The 25456-nt window shown below is 46.6% G+C and carries 21 protein-coding genes; 6 read left to right on the top strand and 15 right to left on the bottom strand.

Going from position 1 to position 25456, the window contains the following annotated elements; translation table 11 throughout:
- Nucleotides 1–72 precede the first annotated feature (72 nt).
- A complete protein-coding gene (locus QTP81_RS14850; RefSeq protein ID WP_289366560.1) occupies nt 73–1149 on the top strand; it encodes a hypothetical protein in 1077 nt (358 codons plus the stop codon).
- A 40-nt stretch (nt 1150–1189) separates the two neighbouring features.
- Here the strand turns inward: QTP81_RS14850 and QTP81_RS14845 are convergent, their stop codons facing one another.
- Complete coding sequence (locus QTP81_RS14845) at nt 1190–1810, bottom strand: hypothetical protein (protein ID WP_289366559.1); 621 nt, start codon at nt 1808–1810, stop codon at nt 1190–1192.
- A gap of 203 nt (nt 1811–2013) precedes the next feature.
- Here QTP81_RS14845 and QTP81_RS14840 point away from each other — a divergent pair, with 203 nt between their 5' ends.
- Nucleotides 2014–2898 carry a glucosamine kinase nucleotide-binding domain-containing protein gene (locus QTP81_RS14840; RefSeq protein WP_289366557.1) on the top strand — a complete coding sequence of 295 codons (885 nt, stop codon included), beginning with the start codon at nt 2014–2016 and terminating at the stop codon, nt 2896–2898.
- 50 nt (nt 2899–2948) lie between these two features.
- Here QTP81_RS14840 and QTP81_RS14835 read toward each other — a convergent pair whose 3' ends face one another.
- Nucleotides 2949–5045: a TonB-dependent receptor gene (locus tag QTP81_RS14835; protein ID WP_289366556.1), complete on the bottom strand. Its 2097-nt coding sequence runs from the start codon at nt 5043–5045 to the stop codon at nt 2949–2951.
- 180 nt (nt 5046–5225) lie between these two features.
- Here QTP81_RS14835 and QTP81_RS14830 point away from each other — a divergent pair, with 180 nt between their 5' ends.
- A complete protein-coding gene (locus QTP81_RS14830; RefSeq protein ID WP_289366555.1) occupies nt 5226–5828 on the top strand; it encodes an acyl carrier protein phosphodiesterase in 603 nt (200 codons plus the stop codon).
- 10 nt (nt 5829–5838) lie between these two features.
- Here QTP81_RS14830 and QTP81_RS14825 read toward each other — a convergent pair whose 3' ends face one another.
- The 9 genes from QTP81_RS14825 to QTP81_RS14785 form a co-directional block, all read right to left on the bottom strand.
- Complete coding sequence (locus QTP81_RS14825; protein ID WP_289366554.1) at nt 5839–6753, bottom strand: hypothetical protein; 915 nt, start codon at nt 6751–6753, stop codon at nt 5839–5841.
- A gap of 13 nt (nt 6754–6766) precedes the next feature.
- Entirely contained in the window at nt 6767–7450 is a 684-nt protein-coding gene (locus QTP81_RS14820; protein WP_289366553.1) for an anti-sigma factor, read from the bottom strand.
- The gene (locus QTP81_RS14815; RefSeq protein ID WP_289366552.1) at nt 7443–7988 is read right to left on the bottom strand and encodes an RNA polymerase sigma factor; all 546 of its coding nucleotides are present in this window, start codon (nt 7986–7988) and stop codon (nt 7443–7445) included. Before QTP81_RS14815 ends, QTP81_RS14820 begins: the two co-directional genes overlap by 8 nt.
- 79 nt (nt 7989–8067) lie before the next feature.
- Complete coding sequence (locus QTP81_RS14810) at nt 8068–8979, bottom strand: hydrogen peroxide-inducible genes activator (RefSeq protein WP_289366551.1); 912 nt, start codon at nt 8977–8979, stop codon at nt 8068–8070.
- Nucleotides 8980–9225: 246 nt separating this feature from the next.
- Entirely contained in the window at nt 9226–10497 is a 1272-nt protein-coding gene (locus QTP81_RS14805; RefSeq protein WP_289366549.1) for an inorganic phosphate transporter, read from the bottom strand.
- 165 nt (nt 10498–10662) lie between these two features.
- Entirely contained in the window at nt 10663–11382 is a 720-nt protein-coding gene (phoU, locus tag QTP81_RS14800) for a phosphate signaling complex protein PhoU (protein ID WP_289366547.1), read from the bottom strand.
- 14 nt (nt 11383–11396) lie between these two features.
- On the bottom strand, nt 11397–12203 hold the full coding sequence (gene pstB / locus QTP81_RS14795; RefSeq protein ID WP_289366546.1) for a phosphate ABC transporter ATP-binding protein PstB: 807 nt from the start codon (nt 12201–12203) through the stop codon (nt 11397–11399).
- A 6-nt stretch (nt 12204–12209) separates the two neighbouring features.
- The gene (gene pstA / locus QTP81_RS14790) at nt 12210–13817 is read right to left on the bottom strand and encodes a phosphate ABC transporter permease PstA (protein WP_289366545.1); all 1608 of its coding nucleotides are present in this window, start codon (nt 13815–13817) and stop codon (nt 12210–12212) included.
- On the bottom strand, nt 13817–15937 hold the full coding sequence (locus tag QTP81_RS14785; protein ID WP_289366544.1) for an ABC transporter permease subunit: 2121 nt from the start codon (nt 15935–15937) through the stop codon (nt 13817–13819). Before QTP81_RS14785 ends, pstA begins: the two co-directional genes overlap by 1 nt.
- Nucleotides 15938–16069: 132 nt before the next feature.
- On the opposite strand from QTP81_RS14785, the gene QTP81_RS14780 reads away from it, so the two are divergent.
- Genes QTP81_RS14780 through ppx form a run of 3 tightly spaced genes read left to right on the top strand, consistent with a single transcriptional unit; the run spans nt 16070 to nt 20173 of the window.
- Entirely contained in the window at nt 16070–16576 is a 507-nt protein-coding gene (locus tag QTP81_RS14780) for a glycine cleavage system transcriptional repressor (RefSeq protein ID WP_289366543.1), read from the top strand.
- 8 nt (nt 16577–16584) lie between these two features.
- On the top strand, nt 16585–18666 hold the full coding sequence (gene ppk1 / locus QTP81_RS14775) for a polyphosphate kinase 1 (protein WP_289366542.1): 2082 nt from the start codon (nt 16585–16587) through the stop codon (nt 18664–18666).
- The gene (ppx, locus tag QTP81_RS14770; RefSeq protein WP_289366541.1) at nt 18653–20173 is read left to right on the top strand and encodes an exopolyphosphatase; all 1521 of its coding nucleotides are present in this window, start codon (nt 18653–18655) and stop codon (nt 20171–20173) included. The genes ppk1 and ppx overlap by 14 nt, the downstream gene beginning before the upstream one ends.
- A 49-nt stretch (nt 20174–20222) precedes the next feature.
- Here the strand turns inward: ppx and QTP81_RS14765 are convergent, their stop codons facing one another.
- The 4 genes from QTP81_RS14765 to tkt form a co-directional block, all read right to left on the bottom strand.
- Nucleotides 20223–21122: a fructose bisphosphate aldolase gene (locus QTP81_RS14765; RefSeq protein WP_289366540.1), complete on the bottom strand. Its 900-nt coding sequence runs from the start codon at nt 21120–21122 to the stop codon at nt 20223–20225.
- A gap of 80 nt (nt 21123–21202) precedes the next feature.
- Nucleotides 21203–22378 (bottom strand): phosphoglycerate kinase, encoded by a 1176-nt coding sequence (locus QTP81_RS14760; RefSeq protein ID WP_434532994.1) that lies wholly within the window; start codon nt 22376–22378, stop codon nt 21203–21205.
- Nucleotides 22379–22386: 8 nt separating this feature from the next.
- Entirely contained in the window at nt 22387–23457 is a 1071-nt protein-coding gene (gene epd / locus QTP81_RS14755) for an erythrose-4-phosphate dehydrogenase (RefSeq protein ID WP_289366539.1), read from the bottom strand.
- Nucleotides 23450–25456: a transketolase gene (tkt, locus tag QTP81_RS14750; protein WP_289366538.1), complete on the bottom strand. Its 2007-nt coding sequence runs from the start codon at nt 25454–25456 to the stop codon at nt 23450–23452. The genes epd and tkt overlap by 8 nt, the downstream gene beginning before the upstream one ends.

Raw genomic sequence — 25456 nt, 5'->3', positions numbered from 1 at the left:
CATGTCTGTCTCGGTTAGGGGAACTAAACTCGTCAGCAATTATCTACAGTTGAAAAACAAGGGATTGCTACGATGAAATTACCCCTCTTTATTTGCCGCATTTTGCTGAGCGTTACACTCGCAACATCATCCTCAATGTCGGCTCTGGCGGCTAGCTATTATGAAATCGCAGAGCGATTGGCACCACGAGAACACACCCAGCTTCGCCAACAATGGCTCGAAGCTAATCCATTCAACTCAGAACAGCTCGCCGTAATTGATGCAATTCAAGCCTTTTATAACAATAACGTTGTAGAGGCTGAAAAACGGCTTACACCGCTTTTGCTGCAAGCCAGCAACCCAGAAACGCATTACTGGGCGGGCCGCATCTATGGGCGTCTGGCATCAGAAGCGAGTATTTTTAACGCCAGTTCACTGGCTGAAAAAGCACTAGATAGCTTTAAACGCTCTGTCAGCTTGAACCCGGACTTTATCCCCGGTCACCATGCACTGGTGCAATATTATATTCGCGCTCCATTTTTTGCGGGAGGCTCAACGGATAAGGCGCGTGAATCAGCGCGCATATTAAACGAAATTGCTCCACTTGAAGGAGCGTTAGCACAATTAAATATTGCGCTTTATGAAGAAGACAAAACCCTCATCCTGGCGCAGCTCGACAGCTTCGAAAAAATCCTTAGTAATGAGGAGCAGCACAGCCCAGAATCACTCAGTGGCAATTATTTTCGGATCGCCTTGCACTATATGCAATTAGCCAGATACCACGAAGCGTTTCAGGCACTCAATGTATCATTAAGCCATACTGACAAGGCACTCGCTACGCCATTGGGTGAATCGCCAGAGGAACAGCTCAAGCGCCAAGAGCGCCGATATGCACGTCAGGCGATACTATATCAAATAGGACGATTAGGCGTACTGAGCGAAACCAACATCAAGATTGGGATCGCAGCATTAGAATCATTCTTAGAAGGACCAAAGCATCCAACCTATGAACGCCATTGGGCGCAACTGCGTTACGCACAATTGTTATTTAAAGATGGTCAAGCTCTCGCGGCAAAAGACATCATTGAAGCGCTACAGATAGTCGATAATGAACATTATATGGAAGAATTAGATCAACTGCGCAAACGTATACGCAAACACGTCTCTTAGGTTGCAGCCCTGCGAAAGCAGGGCTTTTTTCTAAAAGTTGTTAGAGGGGGAAGTTGACCGCAATACCAAACGCATTAGCGACGCCATCGCCACCAAAATATTGTTGTGCAAAGATGCCAATATCAAATGAATCATTGCGCTTCATTAAACTAGCCTTAGCAAACAATCCGCCATCTACATCGATGTCCTCACTGAAACAGTTTGAACAATTTTCAATGGTACGTTCAGATGCCAGCATCACACCATAACCGCCTTGCAAGGTGACAGAAACATCATTCTTTTCACCAAATTCCCAGCGGTAACCGGTTGCCACAGAAAGCAAAATTCCATTTGCATCGGATGATTCAACTGATACATCACCGTCATTAAATAATCCATCACCAATAACGACTTGGCTAAACGCTTCGTTGTCATCGTACACTACGATATCAAGACCCAGCGTCGTTACCCACGAAGACTTGAAGTAATCAGCGGTAAATCCGATTGAGTATGCACTATCATCAATACCCTGTTGACGCGCAGTATCTTCATCGATATTAACGATCGCAGCGGCTGCGCCAAATGACCAGTAACCAGAATCTGTAGATTGGGTCTCGTCCTGTGCAAATGCGTTAGCAGAACAAATAAGGGCAAGTGCAGTAAAGCCTATGTGTTTTTTCATTCTATATTCCTTTTAAACAACATATCCAAATAGGTGTGCGCGACGCAGTCTACGCCAAAGCGACAAAAAATCTAGCTTTACCTCAACTGGGTGGAAAAAATACACGATTAAACAAAATTGATACCTAGCTTACATATACTTGTTGTGTCGATGCTGTAGCATGTAAAGTAGTAAGTTACACAGTTGTAAGGAAAGCAAAATTAGTGGTAGAAAAAATTCCGTTATTTGTCGGCGTTGACGGCGGTGGAACGACCTGTCGCGCTCGTGTGTTTGACGAACACTTAAATGAACTCGGTCACGCCACAGCTGGTGCAGCCAATATAGCTCGCAATACCGAGTCAGTGCTCAACGAAATAGCGCATGTTATTCACGCATCGTTACAAGATGCTAAGATCCCAACCCATCAGCGCCAACAATATAAAATTCACGTCTGTGCAGGATTAGCTGGATTTAAAGTCCGAGCGGCTCAGCACGCGCTGCAAATGTGGCAACACCCGTATCAACAACTCAGCGTAACGACGGACCTAACCGCAGCAATCTGGGGGGGGCATAATGGTCATGACGGCAGCGCATTAATCGTTGGCACTGGTTCATGTGCTGCGGCCAAATATGGTGAGACTATCACTCAAATTGGTGGGCATGGCTTTGTTTTGGGTGACAAAGGCAGTGGTGCGTGGCTGGGCAAAAAAGCGTTGCAAGTGACATTGCTCAGCCTTGAGCAATACCCCGGTGCAGTGCCGCGGGATTTTAGTCAAGCAATCATAGAGGTAACCGGCTGCCAAACGGCAGAGGACATCGTTAGTCAGTTTAATAATGCGCAACCCGCCGATTTCGCCCGACTGGCACCCGCGTTGTTTGAGCTGGCCCCCAGTCAAAAAAACGCGGCGGCATTGATTTCAGAAGGTGCCGAATACCTTTCCGTTATTGCCACACAAGCACTTGAACTGAGTGGGGGTAATTTATGTCTCGCGGGGGGGCTGGCTGAATCTTATCGCTCATATCTTGACCCGTCATTAATCACCCGCATCCAACCGCCTCAGCAAGGCGCTGAATATGGTGCAGTTTTGTGGGCGAAATCACAGGCATAAAAAAGCCCAAAGGATTAACTTTGGGCTTTTATAAAGGAGTATAACAGGGCTTAGAAACTACCCACCAAAGTCACTTTAGCATTCAGTGGCGGCGCAACTGTTGCTTGGTGTGTTGAATGAGCATTCGGGAAGTAAAGCTCATCAGTTAAGTTCTCGATGTTCAACTGCACACGTAAATCATCCGAGATATCGTAGTAAGCGGCTGCATCTACCCGGGTGTAACTGGGCAGTGTGGCTGAGTTAGAGTTGTTAATAAAGCTCTCGTCCTGATAGGTTGCCCCTAGACCTATGCCAAATGCATCATTAACTTGATAAGTGCTCCAGACTGAGAACATATTCTCTGGCAATTCACGCGGTGAACGCCCTGTCGGACCGGAACGATCGACAATTTCACCGTCTAAATGACTGTAGTTAATAGAGATGCTCAATTCGTCGGTTAAATAACCTTGTAGCTGCAACTCAAAGCCGTCAATTTGAGAGTCGATGACATCCAACGTCTCAGGATTGTTATCAGCCACTTGAGGTGAGCTCTGCTCGTTCTCGAAAATCGCAGCAGTAAAACTCAAGTCATCAGCAAAGTCCCACTTGATTCCAATTTCACGGTTGGTGAACGTATTTGGGTCAAGCTGGTCATCGTTGCCATTGATATCGGTGTATTGCTCACCGCTGCGCGGTAAGAATGATTCACTGTAGCTCGCATACAATGAGATATTTTCTTGTGGTTTGTAAATAATGCCTGCACGCGGAGAGACTTCCTCGTCTTTGCGTGAACGTGTTTCCAACACGTCGGGGTCGGCATTAAAGACTTCAATATCAAAACTATCAAAGCGGGCACCAATGACCACATCCAGCTGGTCTGAAATCTCAATTTCATCTTGGACGTAAAGTGATGTCACCGTCAGATCGACGCGTGTGTCGTCATTGAGATCACTAAATGGCACTGTAAAGGATTGACCATCAAAGTTAGTCCCAGCTAGTCCATTGATAGCAATGGGCCGCTGTGTAACAAAGCGCTCTTGATCATCGCCGTTAGTGCTAAATACTGGGTTGAAGCGGTCTTGGTCAGAATTGGTGCGGATGTGCTCGCCACCAAATATAATGGTATGGCCAATACCGCTGGTCTCAAACTCACCTATCAGGTTTGCCGACAGATTAAATGAGTCGCGCACCGTGGTGTCGATATAACCGTCGAGTGTCACTGCATTAGTAACGGGATCGAATCCAGCTGCATAAAAGTTTGCGTACACTTTATCAAAGTCGCCATAGTAGGCAGCAAAGTTACCTTTCAGCTGGTCGCTGAAACGGTGTTCTAGTGCAGCTCGGAAAACATGCGCATCCAAGGTGTGATAGTTATTTTCCGGATCACCAAACACAATATCCTCAAACGCCTCTACAGGACGGCCATCAGCGCCTGTTGGGATACCGCGGTCGATGAAGCGCTCGTGATTAATATACTCGTATGACAAATCTAAGGTTGAGTCATCGGATAGCTCGATGCGTGCTGTGGGATTAAAACCAATGCGTTCGCCATCGTAGTAATCGCGATGATTCTCTAGCTGTTCATACATGGCATTGATACGCATCGATGAATCAGATGACGTTACGAAATTAGTATCGATTTGGCCATTGAAGCCACCAAATGTATTCAAGCCAAGTTGGTAATTACTAAAATCTTGGTCTAACTGTGCTTTCTTAGTTACACGGTTTAACACCCCCCCCGTGCCGCCGCGACCAAATAACAAAGCGTTTGGACCGCGTAACACTTCGACTTGCTCAATGTTGTACAACGCACGATAGTACTGAACATCATCGCGATGACCATCGATAAAAAAGTCAGCAGTTGAACGTACTCCACGGAATACCACTGAGTCGCGGTGACCTTCCCCCTGAGACGTGTTTAAACCTGGGGTGTAGTCAACGATTTGGCTAATACTTGAAATACCGCGCTGAGTAATTTCTTCCGCAGTCATAATCGATAGGCTTTGCGGTACATCAATTATCGGGGTCGGTGATTTAACTGAGTTAGACTCACTAATTGAAAGTACTCGCCCTTCAACCTTAATGCGCTCAATAGACGCATCAACTTCAGCTAAAACAGGGGTTGCGAGCAATAATGCAGCGCTGATCGCAGTCAGTTTGAATTTCAAATCTCTGTCCTTAACGTAACTATTTTCTTAACGCAATGACGGTTGCCGTCAACCGCATTTACATCTCAGGTATAAATTTGACGAGAATGTTAATGCGAATCGTTCTTAATTACGACCTTTTTTTTAAAAAAGATCGGTTCTTTTGATTTAAATCAGTATGATCACGTTCATCGACTGGATTTGGGGACCGCAAACCTGAACTATCTTGCCCACATACAACTAGCCCACCACTCTGGTACTAGCAAGCTGGGAAACTTTCTTGGCGATTTTGTAAAAGGCTATGACTTATCCAGGTTTCCTGTATCAATACAACAAGGCATCGAACTGCATAGGGCAATAGATTCGTACACCGACAATCATCCCATTACCGCTGACTTGCGACGCTTGTTTCCGCCTGAACTTCGACGCATGGCTGGCGTTATTATTGATGTCTATTTTGACCATTTATTGTGCAGGCAATGGCACTGCTATAACACGAATGTACAAAGTGAGGTATTGGACGGTTTTTATGCCGAACTTGCAGCCACACAGTTGTCGGTAGGCCCACGCTTTGACCGTGTGAAACAGGGGTTAATCGAGTATCGCTGGTTAACAGATTATGCTGAAATTGAGGGCGTTATTCGCGCTTACCAACACATTGAGCAGAGACTCAAAGGTAAAATTCGATTTGCCGATGGCGCGGCCACATTAATTACCCATCGTCACAAAGAGATGCATCATGCGTTTGAGCAGCTTTATCCGCAGTTACAACAGTTTGTGGTTAAAAAAACCACAAACTGTTGAGAAAAAACGGTTAGAAACTATAAACCACTGCTTGTTCAAGTAACTTATCGGCACTGATTTTTTCTTGTACACATTCGCGAATATTCGCTTGGGTAAACACATAAACGCGATCTTGAGGTTTGCGCTTCTCGTTCACTTCAAAGTTTTTCAAAACAAAACTGATATGTTCATCGCGTGGCAGTGCGCGTAAACCGGCACCAAAGCGACAAAGCGAATCACCAATTTGCTCTTCGAAGGTTGCTAGGAAAGCTTTGTCCGCTTCCAATCGGGCTTGTTGCTGCTTTTCGATTTGCGCTTTTTGCTCGGCCTCAAGGGTGTCGGCATATTCAGTCAGTTCTTGCTGGCGCAGTTTTAAATTAGCTAATTCGATCTCAATTTCTTCAAGGTCGGCTTGGATTTCACGCTTACGCTCTTCATCAGCGGTGCGCGCCTCAAAATTTAAGTCGCGTTTACGCCGCTCCAGCTCGCGCACTTCCCAACTTATCTCGCGAGCGTCAGCGCGAACATCACGCATCTGTTCGTGCACTTCTCGGAACGCTTCTTCAAAACCGCGCACGGTTTCTTCGATAACATGCTCCCACTCTTGCTCGACTTCAAATACTAAATTGTGCTCACCGTCGCCAACGATAATTGGTGGAAGGGGTGCTTCGGGTGCACTGGGAATGAATTGACGTAAATCGAAATCGAGTCCCCAGGTTCCGCGTGACGTTGCAACTTCAAACACCACACCTTGGCCTGCTAAGTAGCTAGTATCGAGCCCACGAAAGCGAATAGCTTCGGATTCACTGCTTTGTCGTAATGAGGTTTCAAGCACACTGTTCATGATTTCCAGCTCCTCGCCCAACTCTGTATAGTTTACAGCGCTATAGCTTGGCATCGCAGCAGTAATTGCAAATACACTTGCGGCTAATATTGATACTTTCATAATTCATTCCCCGTTATTCATTCGGCGACTGACTCGCGTCAGTACTGATACTTGGTATATTGCTGCGGATCCCGTTATTCGCATATATTTCTTGTTGTAAATCATTGAGCTGCCGGGCGTAATACACTTGATCTTCATTGCGCTGCTCATTGATAAACTTGATCAACTCGGCAAAGTCTTCACGCCGCTCTTGACGACTGGATGACAATAAATATTCGGTCAGCTGCGCACCGTTTTGCTGCTGTTGAGCATTGAGCGCATCGGCATATTGAGCGAATAATTGTTGCTGATTTTCTTGATAGCTATCCATCCGTTGCTGAACCAGAAGCTCAACCTCGGTCGACGTCAAACCCTGCTTAAACCCCAACGACAATTGGCCATCTTGAACTGATACCTGAAAACCACCGAGCACCATAAAGATTGCGCATACTGAACAGGCAAAAGATAGTACCGATAGCTTGGGTGATTGCCACCAAGGCAAACTGTAAGACTGTTCAAATGTTGCTGCTTTTGCCCAGCTCGGTACAGGTTCAGATTGCCACTCCTCGGCACTTACGCGCAGTTGATTGGCCTGCTGCACGCGTGCACTGAACGCAGCGTCAGTCACGCACAGCGCTTCAAATTGCTGTTGTTGTTCAGCAGTTAACTGTCCTTCCAGCCACGCAGCAAACAATTCGGCGTGTTGTTGTTCAGACATACTCTACCTCCAGATGACTTTTCAGTTTGGCCAATGCGCTATACAGTCTTGATTTAACAGTATTCGCTGAAACCCCTAATTGCTCAGCGATTTCGTCAAATGTAAATTGACCAAAAAACTTTAATTCCACCACCGCGCGTTGATTTATCGGTAGCGTTTGCATCGCCATATGCAGTCGCTGCTGCTGTTGAGCGCCTTGTAACAGCGGCTCTGGTGTGGCGTTTCCTGCACATTCTATTTCCGGGGTGTCATCAAGACTAACGTGCGGTTTTTTGCGGCGATAAAACTCAATGCAGCGATAATGGGCAATGCGAAACAGCCAGCTCTTAAACGCGCCGGTACCTTGATAGCTGCTGAGATTGCGAAATACCGAAACAAAGATGTCTTGCATTAGATCAAGACTATCATCTCGATTTCCCGTCATTCGCACGCCGTAATTGAAAATCGCTCGCTCATAGCGGCCAATCAAACTAAACCACGCTTTTTTATTGCCTTTTAATGCTTTTTTGATGAGCTGTTCATCGGTCGTGGTAAACACCCAATACTTCCATTTAGTTTGTCGTTGGTTCTATAGTCGCGATCACGTGGAAAAAAGTTTGGAATTTTTTAAAAAAAATTTAGCGTTTTAATGCATCGACCGGCATCAGGGGCGCTAAACATTCAGCTAGAGAACGAAAAAGTTGCACGCGCGTTGTCCCGTTGCGCCACACTAAACCGATTTCTCGAAATGCATTGTCCTCCGCTGGTAATGAAATGAGGTCAGATTTTTCCAAGATATCTTGTTGTAACGCCAGCTCTGGAATAAAGGTATAACCGAGCTTGGCATTGGCTAACTGCACCAGGGTATGTAATGAACTCGCAGCCAAACTATTAACCTGCTCTGAATATCGCAAGTTACAGGCACTCACGGCATGACCAGTCATACAGTGCTCTTGCTGGAGTAAGAAAATACTGTTTTTCGGCAGTGACGTTACATCAAGCGGCATCTCAGTTGACTCATAAGTACTGCGATGCATAACCAAGTGAAAAGGATCGTGACCAATCACCAATTGCTTACATCCAGGGGTTTCCATTGGCAACGCCAAGACCAGCAGGTCTAAGTCTCCTTCGTTTAATTGCTCCAACAAGTTTTCTGTGGTGTCTTCTTGAAGGTGCAAAGACAGTGAAGGGTACAAACGGTTTACCGATTTAATTAAGCCTTCAAACAAAAACGGCGCGATAGTTGGAATGACGCCAAGTTTAAGTGTGCCGCTTCGCCAATCGCCAGCATTACAGGCAAAATCAACCAACTCGCGAGCTTCGTTAATAATCCGCTTACTGCGCTCAACGATTTCAAGACCAAAGGCTGAAAAGACAAACGCTTTGTGTTCGCGCTCCAACAGCTGCGCACCAAAGTGCTCTTCTAAGTTTTGGATGGCAGAGCTCAATGTAGACTGGGTAACATGACAGCGTTCAGCCGCTCGGTGAAAGTGCTGTTCTTGATGCAAAACTACCAAGTAATGAAGGTGCTTTAAGTTTGGCCATTTCATCTAATCGATCACTTCTATTAAAAAATTATTTTTTAATAGATTAGCAAAACACTGTGAAACTGCAATTTGGGTGTGGGTAGTTCCCGGCCGGCGCCGGGATGACGAAAGAGCAGCGAATGACGAAACCAAACAAGGTCTTTGCTGGACCGGCGTTAATGTACTGCGATACCGAAATATACGGCGGTTAGAAATCCCGGCCCGCGCCGGGATGACGAAGAAAAGCCGGGATAACCCGCTAATTTAAGCTTAAATGACCCCGAAAGAGGCTTTTAGGATAAAGAAGAAAATGATGGCCAGTAGTGCACCGGCTGGTAGGGTGACTACCCACGAAATCAGAATAGTTCTGATCACGCCGAAGTTCAGCGCAGCAACACCGCGCGCTAGACCAACACCTAAAACGGCTCCCACCAGAGTTTGCGTGGTGGAAATAGGCAAACCTGTCCCAGAGGCAATGACAACCGTTGTTGCCGCCGCCATTTCGGCAGCAAAACCACGGCTTGGCGTTAAATGCGTAATACCCTGACCGATAGTGCGAATTACTCGATGACCGAATAACGCCAACCCAGCAACGATACCGATACCGCCCAGCGGCAGGATCCAAGGAGCCAAAGTAGCATTTGAAGTGATTTCACCGCCATTGCTGACCACGCTGACAACGGCAGCTAGCGGTCCAATTGCGTTAGCAACATCATTGGAGCCGTGCGCGAACGCCATACAACACGCAGTAACGATCATTAAAATCGCAAACACTTTTTCGACGTTGGCGTTTTGATGCTCCAACGTATCATTCACGTCGTACTTAACCCGATTGATCATCCACACACCCAGCAATCCAACTGCGACTGCAATGCCGACTGCCAAGGCATAACCCTGAGCATCAGGAAGACCTAAGCCTACGTGTTTTAAACCCTTCTTGATGGTTACCAATGACATGATAAAACCAGCTAGTGCCATGTATACAGGCACGTAGCGACGGGCGTTTTGGAAAGGCGTTTTGGTTTGGAAAATAAGTTTGTCAGCACTGACAAAAATCAAATAGGCAATAATGCCTGAAATAGCCGGAGTCACTACCCAACTACCGACAATTCCACCGACTTTGCCCCACTCGACGGCCTCAGTGCTTACACCGACAGCAGTAAAACCAATAATGGCACCAATAATCGAGTGCGTTGTAGAAACCGGCCAACCTTTAAAGGATGCAACTGCTAGCCATATGCCCGCAGCTAACAAAGCCGAAATCATCCCAAGGACAAGGTATTCTGGAATATCGACGAAATACCCGGCGTCAATAATACCTTTGCGTATAGTAGAAGTAACTTCACCACCCGCTAGGTACGCGCCAGCGAACTCAAATACCATCGCTATAAGGATGGCTTGCTTAATGGTTAACGCTTTGGACCCTACCGAGGTCCCCATAGCATTGGCCACATCATTGGCACCAATACCCCAGGCCATGATGAAACCGAACACGGCTGCCAAAATAATCAGAATTAAGCCGTAGCTTTGAATAATATCCACAGATTACTGGCCTTTATTAACGCTTCGAAGCGCGTTCAATTGATAAGTTGTTCGAATACTGTTCAAAAATACCATTAGTATTGCTGCCAACTAGCTTTCACATTACAAACTGCCGCGCATAATACCCTAACCGCAGCAGAACCCATAGTGGAAATGTACAAAAAATTATTGCGCTAGATCGTCAATCTTCTGCTGCATGCTTTCAATCGACGCATGCCGCACATCAGACCCACCGGCTAGATAAACCACATACTCGCAAATATTCTTACAGCGATCGCCTACTCTCTCAAGTGAACGCAGTGCCCACAATATTTCTAACCAGTCTTCCATCAATTCTGGATATTGCCGCATTTCCTGACTGGTATATGACAATAGTGACTTGTATTGCCGGTCAATCCTGTTGTCTTGCTCATACACGTTTAGCGCGGCCTGTTCATCTTGTCGCGCGAAAGCATTAAAGGTGCCTCGCATCATGGCCACCACATGTTCTCCGATCGATAACATACTGCTTTTAATTGTTTCTGAGACAGGAAGATTATGCTTTGTCACCAATTTAGCAATCCGTTCTATCTCATCACCAATTCGCTCGATATCGGTAGTGGCTTTTGCAATTGTTAACACCAAACGCAGATCAGTAGCCGTTGGATGTCGCTTAGCAATTATGCGCATGCACTCTTCGTCAATTTGCACTTCCATTGCATTGATCTTCAAATCATTAAGCACAACTTTCTCGGCAAGGCCTGCGTTGTTTTCCTTTATGGCTCGCAATGTGTCGACCATTTGTTGCTCGACCTCACCGCCCATCGTTAGCACTGAATTACGCAAGTTTTCCAATTCAATATTGAATTTACCGGAGATGTGATTGTTTAACTTAACTTGACGCATAGCACCCTCGTAGCCTAGCCGTATCGGCCGGTAATATAGTCTTCCGTTTGTTTTTTCACTGGCATCGTAAACAATGAATCGCTATCAGCATACTCTATGAGCTCACCTTGATGAATAAACGCCGTGTAATCGGATACACGAGCAGCTTGTTGCATATTGTGAGTCACAATGATGACCGTACAGCGTTTTTTCAGACTGATCATCAACTCTTCAATATACAATGTCGTTAACGGATCTAACGCGCTGGTAGGTTCATCTAATAACAATATATCAGGTTGTAATGCCAAGGCCCGAGCAAACACTAAGCGTTGCTGCTGTCCGCCGGACAAGATATTGGCGGGTTCAAAAAGGCGATCTTTTACTTCTTCCCACAATGCCGCATCGCGCAATGCCTGCTCCACCGAGTCATCCAGTGTGCGGCGTAAACTCATTCCTTGAAGCTTGAGTCCGTAACAGACGTTTTCATAAATACTCATGGGAAAGGGATTCGGACGTTGAAAAACCATGCCGACGCTGGCGCGTAAACGCGCTACGTTTTCTCGCGAGTGATTGATGTCTCGCCCGTCAATTTCAACTTTGCCTAGATAGCGGCACCCATCCACCAAGTCGTTCATGCGATTAAAGCTACTGATTAACGTCGATTTTCCACAACCACTTTGACCAATGAGTGCGGTAATTCTGTGCTTGGGGATCTTCATCGAGATATCATTTAAAACCTGCTTTTTGCCGAACCACAAATTCAGCCCTTCGACGTTAATGGCCGTGTCGCTTGGTGATAAGCTCTGCAGATCGAGTTTTTCGCGTTCAAATAGATTGAGCATGTTTGATTAGTCCCTCGCATAGCGTTTACGCAAGCGCGAACGCAATTTTATCGCCACAAAATTTAAACCAAAAACACAGACTAACAACAACAAACAAGCCGCAAACATCATCGAAGACCCCTGTGAATTGACTTGGCTGTGAAACGTCCCGTCATAAATGAATACACCTAAATGCATAAACTGCCGCTCAACGTGTAAAAATGGGAAGTCACCATCCACCGGTAAAGTGGGGGCGAACTTAACAGCCCCTACCAGCATCAGCGGGGCCACTTCTCCGGCAGCTCGCGCGCAAGCCAGAATAACCCCAGTCATAATGGCTGGGCTTGCCACCGGAAGCACTGTATACCAAATAGTTTCTATTTTGGTTGCACCTAACGCATAGCTGCTATCGCGCAGCCCCTGCGGCACTCGTTTCAACCCCTCCTCGGTGGCGACAATCACCACAGGAAGTGTTAACAGCGCCATAGTCAAAGACGCCCAAAATAAACCCGGCGTTCCAAACGTAGGGGATGGCAACCTGTCACTGTAAAATAAACTATCTATCGTACCGCCGATGCCATACACAAAAAATCCAAGTCCAAAAACACCATACACTATGGATGGAACCCCGGCCATGTTGCTTACAGCGATCCTGACAGCGGCTGTAAGGCTATTGTTCGGGGCGTATTCAGACAAATAAATCGCGGCCAGAACGCCAAATGGTGTGACGATGACGGTCATCAGCAAAATCATCAATACGGTACCGAATAATGCGGGGAAAACCCCGCCGGCAGTATTAGCGAGCTTGGGTTCTTCGGTCAAAAACCCCCATATGCGCTGCGCCGCAAAACCCATCTTGCCCCAAAAACCGAGGCGGTTGGGGAAATTCACGCTAACTATATTTCCCATAGGGACCAATGCTTGTTTTCCCATGGCATCGCGAACCACTAGCTGGTAACCGTTAAGTGCTTGCTCTAAGTTGCCGATTGCTCGCTGAAAATGCTCAAACTCATTAAGTAGCTTTACCCGCGCGGGAGCATCTAGGGCGACCCCATCGCGATCATACTGGGCAATCTGACGGTGAATAGGGCTTAAATGCTCGTCCCTTATCACTTTGAGTTGCCGCTGCAAAATTTTGACATTCTTGTGAACATCTGAAAATTCCACTAAATCGACGTATTCACGGTCTTCTGTGCGAATCCCTGCAGGCGCAATAAATGCTCGTGTGCCGTCGGTTAGCCTAAGCTCAGCTATGTCGAGTTCATTTCGCGATGATACGATTTGCGTAGGTAAGATAATTTCGTTGCTTTGTATTAACTCACCGTTTTCCACCCGGCTCATTAACCAGTGCTGCTCTAAACCTTGCTCAATGACTCGGTCTTCAGCGAAGGTAGACGCCGGCACTCGACTCATCAATATTTGCCCAAACACCTGCTCGGTTTTACCGGAATGAAAGTCGCTGTACTCAATAGTGTTAATAGATGCGGGCCAAAAGTAACTGCTGCCGCGAATCAAAATAAAAATAACGATACTGATCAGCGACAGTAATAAGACGGCGGCCATTGACGCAGCCAGTCCAACGGCGAGCGCTTGTCGCTTGTCTGCAGTGTAGATTTTACCAATTGCACTTTTCATTAAATCACACTCAAGCGTCTAGCCCGCATACGCAGCATTTCGGCGATAGTATTGATAATAAATGTGAACACAAAAAGCCCTGTAGCAGTTACAAACAGCACACGGTAATGAGCGCTGCCCACTTCCACTTCTGGTAATTCGATCGCCAAATTAGCGGTTAACGCGCGCAAGCCTTCGAACAAGTCCCAGTCCGCAATAGGTGTATTACCGGTAACCATCAGTACGATCATCGTTTCGCCGAATGCGCGACCAAAGCCTAGCATCAAGGCTGCAATGATGCCTGGTAATGCCACCTTCAAAACGACATTTCGCAGTGTTTGCAATTGTGTTGCGCCGAGTGCAAAAGATGCTTGTTTCAAGCTGTTGGGGACACCCTCGATAGCATCTTCGGCGAGGGAGAAAATGGTCGGTGAGATAGCGACACCAAGCGCCAGAGCGACAACTAATGTCGTTTTACTTAGTTGTGTTTGTGTGAGCCACTGATCGACCTCTAAATTGAATAAGTAACTAAACGTCAGAACAGAATCAATCCCCCAAGCCATCGCCCCCATGCCAATAAGTAGCATCAAACTACTAATTGCGGGTAACTCCCAGAGCTTACGCCCCCGCTCTGGTAAAATGTTTACGATGTGATGATGACCGAGTGCAAGTATGCTAAGTGCGATGGGAGAAAACAAAATAAAGATGGCTAGCGCAATGAGAAACTGCTCCGCAAGCGGTGCTAGCCATATTGCAGCAATGAATCCGATCACAACTGAAGGCACGGCTTCGAGCATTTCAATCGTCGGTTTTACTTTATTTCGCACTTTGGGATGCGCAAAGTAGGCAATGTAGATAGCCGAGCCAATCGACAGTGGAATCGCAACAACCAGCGCCAGCAAGGCCGCTTTTAAAGAGCCGATAAACAGCGGCACCAAGCTGTACTTGGCCAACTGATAATCTGTTGCATTGGTGGTTTGCCAGATGTAGTCGGCTTCGCTATAACCGGGATATTGTTGCGGTTGGAACAATGCTGCCAGCGTCGTAGTACTGGCTCTATCAGCAACATACCACAAGTCGATTTTACTACTCTGGCTAATATAGAGGTTATCACCATACCAACTTGCTGATTGGGGGCTCGATGCCAATGCATATTGGTACAGCCGCTCCCCCGTGACTCGATTAAATAATAAAACTCGGGCTTTTGACGTTAATATCAAGCCCAAATTTACACTGGCATCAATATGCACACTCACGGGAGACTCATCGGCATCTAATGCCAAATTATACATGGGTACAAGCTGCCATTGCCCTTCAATATTGCGCAATGACCATTTGCCTAATTGTCCGTCAACGACACTGGAGTATATCGAGCGCGGGTCTTCAGTTGCCGATAGAAATCTATCATCGCGTTGTTGCATTACCTCGACATTTGGGCGATCTGTAAAAATACTCCATAACACTAAGCGCTCTTGCGTAGCCAGCACGGTGCCAAGTGAAGACGGCATTGGCACCACCCATTCCTCGTGGGCAAATGACTGGCGTATCGCCCTAGAAGGATCTTGGCGATTAATCCACAATACGCTTTGCTGTTCAGCGTTATCAAAATGGGCTGTCACCCATTGCTTATCAACGCTGACTGACCGCATCGAAACCGGCGTTTCATCGCTTGCCAGAGATTGTGAAACAACAGGCTGCAGCGACACTTGACCGCCAGCACTGATCACTTTTTGAATGCGTAAAATATTGTGATTGGATCGCTCTGCAATAAAAATTTCATCAGTATGTCCTTGCACATAGATATCGGTTGAACACGCATGGGGGAATGACTTAGTGCGTTGCAACTTGCGATTCATTGACAACACATACAGATGTAATGCACAGTTTTCGGCGCGACTGATCACGAAACCACCGCGTTCGATATCACCGATATACAGCAGGTCTTCGCCTTCAGGCATGGCAGTAGCACTTAAATACTCAATACTTGGGGATTTTAAAATAGGTAAGGATTGACTAACTAAGTGCCAGATCAATATCCCAAGGGTTGCTAAAACCGCCCACCCAAAGAAAACAACTACCCGCTGGGCGAAGTAATCCAGTCTCGTGCGCTTACGATGATGATGGTTCGATAGCTGTTGCATGGAAGACGCGGAAAATCGTTAACATTTAGAGTCTTGCAGCAGTGTAAGACGTGCTATTGTAATATCAAGTATTAATTATGCTTGGTGAAGGTTTTGCCTTCGCGAGATCCATTTATTGAACATGGAGACTATATGAAATCTCTTGTTATGACTTTGATTGGTAACGATAAAACTGGCCTAGTCGACAAACTTGCAAAAGCGGTACGACAGCATGGGGGAAACTGGCAAGCTAGCCGCTTTGCGCACATGGCTGGCCAATTTGCTGGTTTCGTAGAAGTAACTGTACCGCAGGACAATGCCGATGCGTTGGTTGAATCAATTAATGCAATCCCCGACTTGGCTATTCAAATGGTCAACGTCAAAACCCCTGCGCCTCAAACCCTGAATATTGCCCACTTCAACATTCTTGGTAACGACAAGCCAGGTATCGTCAGTGAAATAACCGCTGTGTTACAACAATTTAATATTAATATTTTAGAATTTAATTCGAAGTGTGTAAGTGCTCCGAATTGGGGTAATTTGATGTTTCAAGCAGAGTTTGTCGTTGCATTACCAGACAATGTCGAATCCGAGGAGATTCAGACGGCATTGGAAACCATTGCGAATGACTTAGTTGTTGATATTACTTTTGAAAAATAGGTTAGGGCATGATTGACGAAGAGCTCTATTATCCGAAAGAGCTGAGCTGGCTAGCATTTAACGAACGCGTTTTACAGGAAGCCGCTGATACCAACAATCCGATTGTCGAGCGGATCCGTTTTCTCGGTATTTACTCCAACAACCTAGACGAGTTTTACCGCGTTCGAGCCGCGGATGTAAAGCGGCAAATTACGATTGCATTGAACGAGGAAAACGAAGAAGAGGCCGAACGACAATCTCAGCTAATGGCAGATATACAAGCCAAAGTGGTTGAGCTATCGGCCAAATTCAATGACATTCACAAAGATGTAGAGCGCACGTTGGCGCGCTATAACATTTTTATTGTCCGTAAAACTGAATTAAATGAGTATCAATGCCAATGGTTACGCGATGTGTTTAAAAACAAAATTTTGCGTCATATCGCCCCCATTTTGATTGATAACAAGATGCAATTGTTAGAGCGTTTAAACGGTAACTCTGTTTACCTCTACGTGGCGATACGCCGCGAAGGCAAAAACACCAAGTATGCCGCTATTCAAATTCCAACAGCGGAGATGTCGCGCTTTGTTGTTATACCGCCGGAAAAAAGCCGTAAAAAGAAGTACATCATCCTCGTTGATGACATTATTCAACTTTGCCTCGAAGAAATATTTCGCGGCTTTGTTAAGTTCGATTCCCTCGAAGCGTACTCCTTTAAACTAACCCGTGACTCCGAGTATTCAATCAACGATGAGATTGATGAGAGTTATGTGGAAAAAATGTCCGAGAGTATGAAACAACGGATGATCGCCGAGCCTGTGCGTGTTATCCACGACAAAGAAATGCCCGCCGACATGGCTAAAGACCTGCGCAAGCGCCTGAAAATTAGCCGCTTGGACACCGTGCTCGCGGCCGGTCACTATCGCAACTTTAAAGATTTTATCGGGTTCCCTAATGTAGGCCGTGAATATTTAGAAAATGCGCCAATGCCCGCCATCAACAGCGGCGCTTTTTCGAATCACAATACGGTATTTGACGCGATATCTGCCAGCGATATTTTACTCTACTACCCTTATCATCGCTTTTTACATTTTACAGAGTTCGTGCGCCAAGCGGCGTTTGACCCAAGTGTTAAGTCTATTCGCATCAATATTTACCGGGTCGCTCGTCATTCTAGAATCATCAACTCGCTCATCGATGCGGTGGATAATGGTAAAAAAGTTACCGTAGTGGTCGAATTACGCGCACGCTTCGACGAAGAAGCCAATATAGAATGGTCAAAAACCATGACCGACGCAGGAATACGCGTTGTACTGGGTATTCCAACGCTAAAAATTCACAGTAAGCTATGTGTGGTAACCCGTGAAGAGAAAGGTGAGTTAATTCACTATGCACATTTTGGCACCGGCAACTTCAACGAGAAAACGGCGAAAATCTATACCGACTTTAGCTTGTTTACCCGAAATCAAGAGCTCGCGGAAGAAGCCGTTAACGTATTTGATCTAATCAACTATCCGTACCGCCGCTTTAAATTCCAGCATTTACAGATTTCCCCGTTGAATGCACGGACCAAAATCCAATCGTTGATCCGTTCTGAAATACAGCACCTTAATCAAGGAGCCAAAGGTCGAATAACTTTTAAAATCAACAACTTGGTTGATAAAGAACTGATCGATGATTTATACCGAGCGAGCCAAGCAGGGGTGAAAATTCGCGGAATAGTTCGCGGTATGTGTTCACTGATCCCTGGCGTAAAAGGGCTGAGCGAAAATATTGAAATCATCAGCATCGTCGACCGTTTTCTCGAACACCCGAGGGTTATGGTGTTCGAAAATGGCGGAGATAAAAAGGTATTTATTTCTTCAGCTGATTGGATGACTCGCAATATGGACAACCGAATTGAAGTGGGTTGTCCGATCTATGATCCGGTACTGATCAAACGCATCGAAGATACGCTTGAGTTACATTTCAAAGACACGTTAAAAGCGCGTGTAATCGACGCTAAACAGCAAAATAATTACGTGCGTCGAGGTAATCGGAAAAAACTGCGTTCGCAAACCGAAATCTACAAGTACTTAAAAAAATTGGAAGACCAATATGACGCCGGATGAGAATGTACTGGATGAGGTAGAGGTTCGAGAGGCTGAGCGTGTTGCCGCGCTAGATTTGGGCTCAAACAGCTTTCATTTGGTTGTAGCGCGTATCGTTGCTGGCTCAGTGCAAATCGTACATCGCGTCAAACAAAAAGTGCGTTTAGCCGACGGATTGGTAGACGGTAAACTCACGGCAGAGGCGATCCAACGCGGAGTTGATACGCTGAAGGTTATCGCTGAGAGTCTCAAGGGTTTCGAGACGCATTCAGTGCGGATTGTTGCTACGCATACGCTGCGCAAAGCGCGCAATGCGCATGTGTTTTTATACCAAGCGCGCCAGGTCATTCCCTATCCCATTGAAATTATCTCCGGTACTGAAGAAGCGCGTCTAATTTACAGTGGTGTTGCGCACACCTCTCACTCAGAAGGTCGTCGACTCGTGGTGGATATCGGCGGGGGCTCTACCGAGTTTGTCATTGGCGAAGGCTTTGAGCCAAAATTATTGCGTAGTTTGCAAATGGGCTGCGTTAGCTACACGAGGCGATTCTTTGCTAACGGAGAACTCACCGAATACAACTTTTCGAAGGCGATTACCGCTGCACAACAAGCTCTAGAGATGATTGACAATCGCTATCGCAGCTTGGGCTGGCAAGCCTGCGTCGGTACTTCTGGCACAATTAAATCGATCATTGCCCTGTGCCAAGAGTCACCTGACAAAGAATCTCCGGTTACGCTTAAACAGCTTAAGCAACTCAGACGAGACTGTTTAGCAGCAAAGACAATTGACGCACTCAACTTTGAAGGTTTAAGTGAAGATCGCCGACCGGTTTTTGCTGGTGGGTTGGCCATTTTAATTGCGATCTTTAAAAGCTTACACATTGACAGTATGGAGTTCTCCCAAGCAGCATTGCGCGAAGGAGTGCTTTATCAAATGAGTGAATCCTTGGAGCACAATGATATTCGAACGCGAACTATTCAAAGTCTTGCTGTGCGCTATGATGTCGATACCCAACAAGCCAATCTGGTTCACGCTACGGCCTTAGCATTGTTTGATGCTTGTGCATCAGAATGGCAGATCACTGATTTAGCGTTGCGCAGTATGCTCGCATGGGCAGCCCTTATTCACGAAGTTGGACTGCAAATCAATTCAAGAGGCGTGCAACGCCACGGCGCCTACATTATGCAAAATGTTGATATGCCTGGCTTTAACCAGGAAGAACAGCTCTTGCTGGCAACGCTCGTACGGTTTCAGCGGAAAAAAATTCGCGTCGATGATATTCCCGAATTCGGTCTATTTAGCGCGCGTCAGGTTCAACAATTGATCGTGCTAATGCGTCTGGCCGTGCTATTAAATATTAAGCGTCAAGAGGGGTTTCTCCCCGACGTTGATTTTGGCTGTCAGGGCGATGCACTGTCAGTTCAGTTCCCTCCTAATTGGTTAGATGATAAACCCATTTTTAGTGCCGATTTAGAACAAGAAACGCAACACCTAAAAACCCTCGACTTCGATTTACATTACGCCTAAAAAACCCCGCGCGTCTGATGACGGCGGGGCTTATTTTTTTGCGCTTTAACTAAGTGCGCGACGCCTGATAAATGCTCTCTATAGTGGCATCTAGCGTTGCATTGAACTCTTCATCAGATTGCTGTGCCGATACGCCTTCAGTTAACGCACGAGAGAAACTCGCAATCATACCGTTGTTCTCTGTCAGGCGTTGATTGGCTTCTTCACGACTGTAGCCACCTGATAATGCGACCACTTTCAACACATTAGGGTGTTCAACCAATTCAGTGTAGAAGTTTGCGGTTTCAGGCAATGTCAGTTTTAACATGACTACTTGGTCAGCAGATAAGGCGTTAAGCTGCGCTAAAATTTCAATTTTTAATAAAGCTTCAGCTTCAGCTTTTTGTGGGCTATTGATATCGACTTCAGGCTCAATGATAGGTACTAGGCCCGCAGCAATGATTTGTTTACCAATATCAAACTGTTGCTTAACTACCGCTTTAATACCATCTAAGTTCGCCATTTTGATAACTGAGCGCATTTTCGTACCGAATACGTCCTGTGCATTGGCTTTGGCAAGCAGCTCGTCAAGGCCTGGCATTGGCTTCATGACTTGCGCACCATTCTCTTCATCAGCTAAGCCTTTATCAACTTTTAGGAAAGGTACGACTTGTTTTTCTTGCCACAAAAAATGTGCTGACGACTTACCTTCGATTTCACGATCTAAGGTGTTCTCAAACAGAATCGCGCCTAACACGCGGTATCCGTTGAAAGCTGGGCTGGTAATGATTCGTGTGCGCATGGCATGCACAGCGCTAAACATCTCTTCGTCATTGCTGTATGCGTCTTCATTGACGCCATAAAGTTTCAGTGCTTTAGGTGTACTGCCACCACTTTGATCAAGTGCCGCAATAAATCCTGTCTGATCTTTAATTTTTGATAGCATTGCCTGTTGAGCTTCAGATGCCATAAAACAACTCCTTCGGTTTTGCCGCAAGCGGCGTGTAGGGTAAAAAGGTTATATTTGTATTTATTATTATTGATAGTTTATCAGTATTTCTCTGCCAATACTGCGACTGCTGGCAAGGTTTTTCCTTCCAAAAACTCTAAAAACGCGCCGCCACCGGTAGAAATATAAGATACTTTGTCTGCGATGCCATATTTGTCGACTGCCGCTAACGTGTCACCACCACCAGCAATTGAGAATGCATCACTATCGGCAATTGCCCGAGCCAACGCTTCTGTACCTGCGCCAAATTGGTCAAACTCAAATACTCCCACAGGACCATTCCACACGATAGTACCTGCGTTAGTCAGAATATCAGCAAGTTGTTTCGCACTTGCTGGACCGATATCGAAAACCATATCATCCGCTTCAATGGCGCTGACATCTTTGGTTTCAGCCGCAGCTGTTTCTGAAAATTCCTTGCCGGTCACCACATCAACAGGTACCGGAATATTTCCGCCTTGGGCTTGCGCTTGTTGGATTAAACGCTGAGCTTCAGGGACGAGATCCATTTCAACTAATGATTTTCCTACCTGATGTCCTTGAGCAGCAATGAAGGTGTTGGCTATACCACCGCCGACAATCAGTTGGTCAACTTTTTCGGCTAATGAGTCAAGTACCGTCAACTTTGTCGAAACTTTTGACCCGCCGACAATAGCAACCAATGGCCGCTTAGGATTCTCAAGCGCTTTACCTAGTGCATCAAGTTCATTAGCTAGTAACGGACCGGCGCAGGCGTCTTTCGCGAATTTAGCCACACCGTGGGTTGAGCCCTGCGCGCGGTGGGCAGTCCCGAATGCATCCATCACAAAAATATCGCACAATGCTGCGTAGCGCTGAGCAAGATCATCGGTGTTTTTCTTCTCACCAACGTTAAAACGCACGTTTTCTAATACCGTTAGTTCACCTGCTTTGGCATCCACGCCGTCGAGATAGTCTGTCGCTAAAGTAACCGGCACTGATAATGCCTCGCGCAAGTAATTAACGACTGGGGTCAATGAATACTCTGCCGCTGGCTCACCCTCGGTTGGTCGTCCTAAGTGCGACATAACGATCACTGCCGCTCCTGCTTCTAGAGCTTTTTGAATAGTCGGTAGCGAGGCTTTAATTCGTGCATCAGAAGTGACCACACCGTCCTTGACAGGTACGTTTAAATCTTGACGAATCAGTACTCGCTTTCCACTTAAGTCAAAATCATCCATGGTTTTAATTGACTGCATTAGGTTTGTCACAAGCTTATCTCCTGATTATTCTGAACATATTCGGTGTGGTGCATCGCCAGCGCTGTATCTAACATTCGATTGGCAAAGCCCCATTCGTTATCACACCAGACTAAGGTTTTAATTAAGTGTTTGTGGCTCACGCGTGTTTGTGTGCCATCGACGATACACGAGTGTGAATCGTGATTAAAATCACAGGATACCAGCGGTTCCTCGGTATAGCTCAATATTCGTTCTAATGCTCCGCTACACGCGTTTTGTACAGCTTGATTAACCGCTTTAATATCTACGTTAGTATTAACGGTTACGCTAAGGTCCATGGCCGTTACATTAATGGTTGGCACACGTACCGCAATCGCTTCAAACTTTCCTGCAAATTTAGGCAAAATTCGCTCGATACCAGCTGCTAAGCGAGTGTCTACCGGAATAATTGATTGACTAGCCGCTCGGGTGCGACGCAAATCGGGATGATAAGCATCAATAACCTGCTGGTCGTGCATCGAAGAGTGGATCGTAGTGATTGTTCCACTGAGTACCTCAAACGCTTGATCCAGCGCGCGAATGACCGGAACAATGCAGTTGGTTGTACAACTGCCGTTGGAAACCAATTGGTCATTGGCTTTAAGTTCGTGATGATTAACGCCGTAAATGATTGTCGCATCCATATCTGGCGCACCTGGCTGAGACAATAGTACTTTGCGCGCGCCCGCTTGAGTGTGTAACTGTAATTCTTCGCGCGTAGTAAATTCACCGGAACACTCTAGGACAATATCAATATTCAGCTTGTCCCATGGCAGTTGACTCGGGTCAGCCTGGTGGAATAACGCTATCCGATCGCCTGCGACTAATAAATCGCCGTTATCACGACTGACAGGGAACGCAAAGCGACCGTGCGCAGTATCGTATTTGAGGAGATGTGCAATACCTTCAGGGTCGGCTAACTCATTAATTGCGACCACTTGAATCTGTTTTTCGCGCTGGGCTTCATATAACGCGCGCAAAACATTGCGACCAATGCGTCCAAAGCCATTAATAGCGACGCGCACTGGTCGTTGTGCCAAAGTCGTCGGTTTATCCATTCAAACTTTTAGCCGCAGTAACAGCGGCTTCAACAGTGATCCCAAAGTGTTGGAACAAATCACCTGCAGGCGCTGATTCACCGAACGTATCCATACCGACGATGGCACCATTTAAGCCAACGTACTTGTACCAACTGTCTTTACTCAGCGCTTCGACTGCGACCCGTTTAGTTACGTTTGGTGGCAACACAGCGTCACGGTATGCTTGATCTTGTTGCTCAAAAACATCCGTAGACGGCATTGAAACAACGCGCACAGCTTGGCCTGCTTGAGTTAGCTGGTCAGCGGCCGCTACCGCAATTTGTACTTCCGAGCCAGTCGCGATCAGAATTACGTCTGGCGTTCCCGTAGTATCTTTCAGGATGTAACCGCCTTTAGCAATATTCGCTACCTGTTCGGCAGTTCGATCTTGTTGCGGCATGCCCTGGCGACTGAAAATCAAGGTCGTTGGACCGTCACTGCGTTCAATCGCAGCTTTCCATGCAACCGCCGATTCAACTTGGTCACATGGGCGCCAGTTGTCTAAGTTAGGGGTAGAACGTAAGGCGACTAATTGCTCGACCGGCTGGTGAGTGGGCCCATCTTCGCCAAGCCCAATCGAATCATGGGTGTACACAAAAATTGCAGGCTGCTTCATGATCGCGGCCATGCGCACTGCATTACGTGCATATTCCATAAACATCAAGAAGGTCGCACCGTAGGGCTTGAAGCCACCGTGTAGTGCAATGCCGTTCATGATTGCGGACATAGCAAACTCACGTACACCGTAATAGATGTAATTCCCAGAGGCATCATCAGCAGTTAGCGGCTGACTCCCCTGCCAAATGGTCAAATTCGAGCCGGCCAAATCAGCGGAACCACCCATAAGTTCAGGTAATAAAGGACCAAAAGCATTTAGTGTATTTTGTGATGATTTACGCGTAGCGTCATTACTCGGGTTAGCTTGTAACTGTTCGATATAAGCCGTTGCCTTCTCTTGCCAATCTGCTGGCAATCGACCTACTTGACGACGGGCAAACTCATCGGCCAATGCAGGGTGCTCTTTAGCATATGCATCAAATAACGCATTCCACTCGGCTTCCGCAACCTGACCGCGCTCCAGTGCACTCCAGCCAGCGTATATATCTTGAGGTACTTCAAACGGTCCGTAGTGCCATCCAAGGGCCTCGCGGGTAAGTGCAATCTCATCGTCGCCTAATGGCGCGCCGTGACATGATTCCGTGCCCTGCTTGTTTGGCGAGCCAAAACCAATCACTGTTTTACAACAAATCAGTGTCGGTTGTGTGGTATTGGCTTTAGCCGCTTTGATTGCCGCTGCAATTTGCTCGGGATCGTGCCCGTCAACAGCTTCGATGACCTGCCAGCCGTATGATTTAAAACGCGCGGGTGTATCATCGGTAAACCAGCCTTCGACTTCGCCGTCAATAGAGATGCCGTTGTCATCCCAAAATGCAATTAATTTACCCAGTCCAAGGGTTCCCGCCAGTGAACATGCTTCGTGCGAGATACCTTCCATCAAGCAACCATCGCCCATAAAGGCGTAGGTGTAGTGGTCAACAATATTGAAACCAGGCTGATTAAACTGGGCCGCCAATGATTTCTCAGCAATCGCAAAACCGACTGCATTGGTGATCCCCTGCCCCAATGGTCCGGTGGTTGTTTCTACGCCAGGCGCGTAACCATACTCAGGGTGGCCTGGTGTTTTGGAGTGCAGCTGACGAAATTGTTTGAGATCGTCAATCGAAACGTCATAACCTGTCAAATGCAGCAGCGAATACAACAACATTGAGCCATGACCGTTAGATAAAACAAAGCGGTCGCGGTTCGCCCAGTCCGGGTTTGCTGGGTTATGTGACAATTCATCTCCCCACAATACTTGAGCTATATCTGCCATGCCCATTGGTGCTCCCGGGTGTCCAGATTTTGCTTGTTGGACGGCATCCATACTGAGCGCTCGTATAGCATTGGCTAGCTCACGACGTGAAAGAGTTGTTGACAT

It is taken from the genome of Neoalteromonas arenosi (genome assembly GCF_030362855.1).
Lineage (GTDB): Bacteria > Pseudomonadota > Gammaproteobacteria > Enterobacterales > Alteromonadaceae > Alteromonas_E > Alteromonas_E arenosi.
Note: the sequence above shows the minus strand (reverse complement) of the source record. Positions and strands in the feature narration are given on the sequence as shown.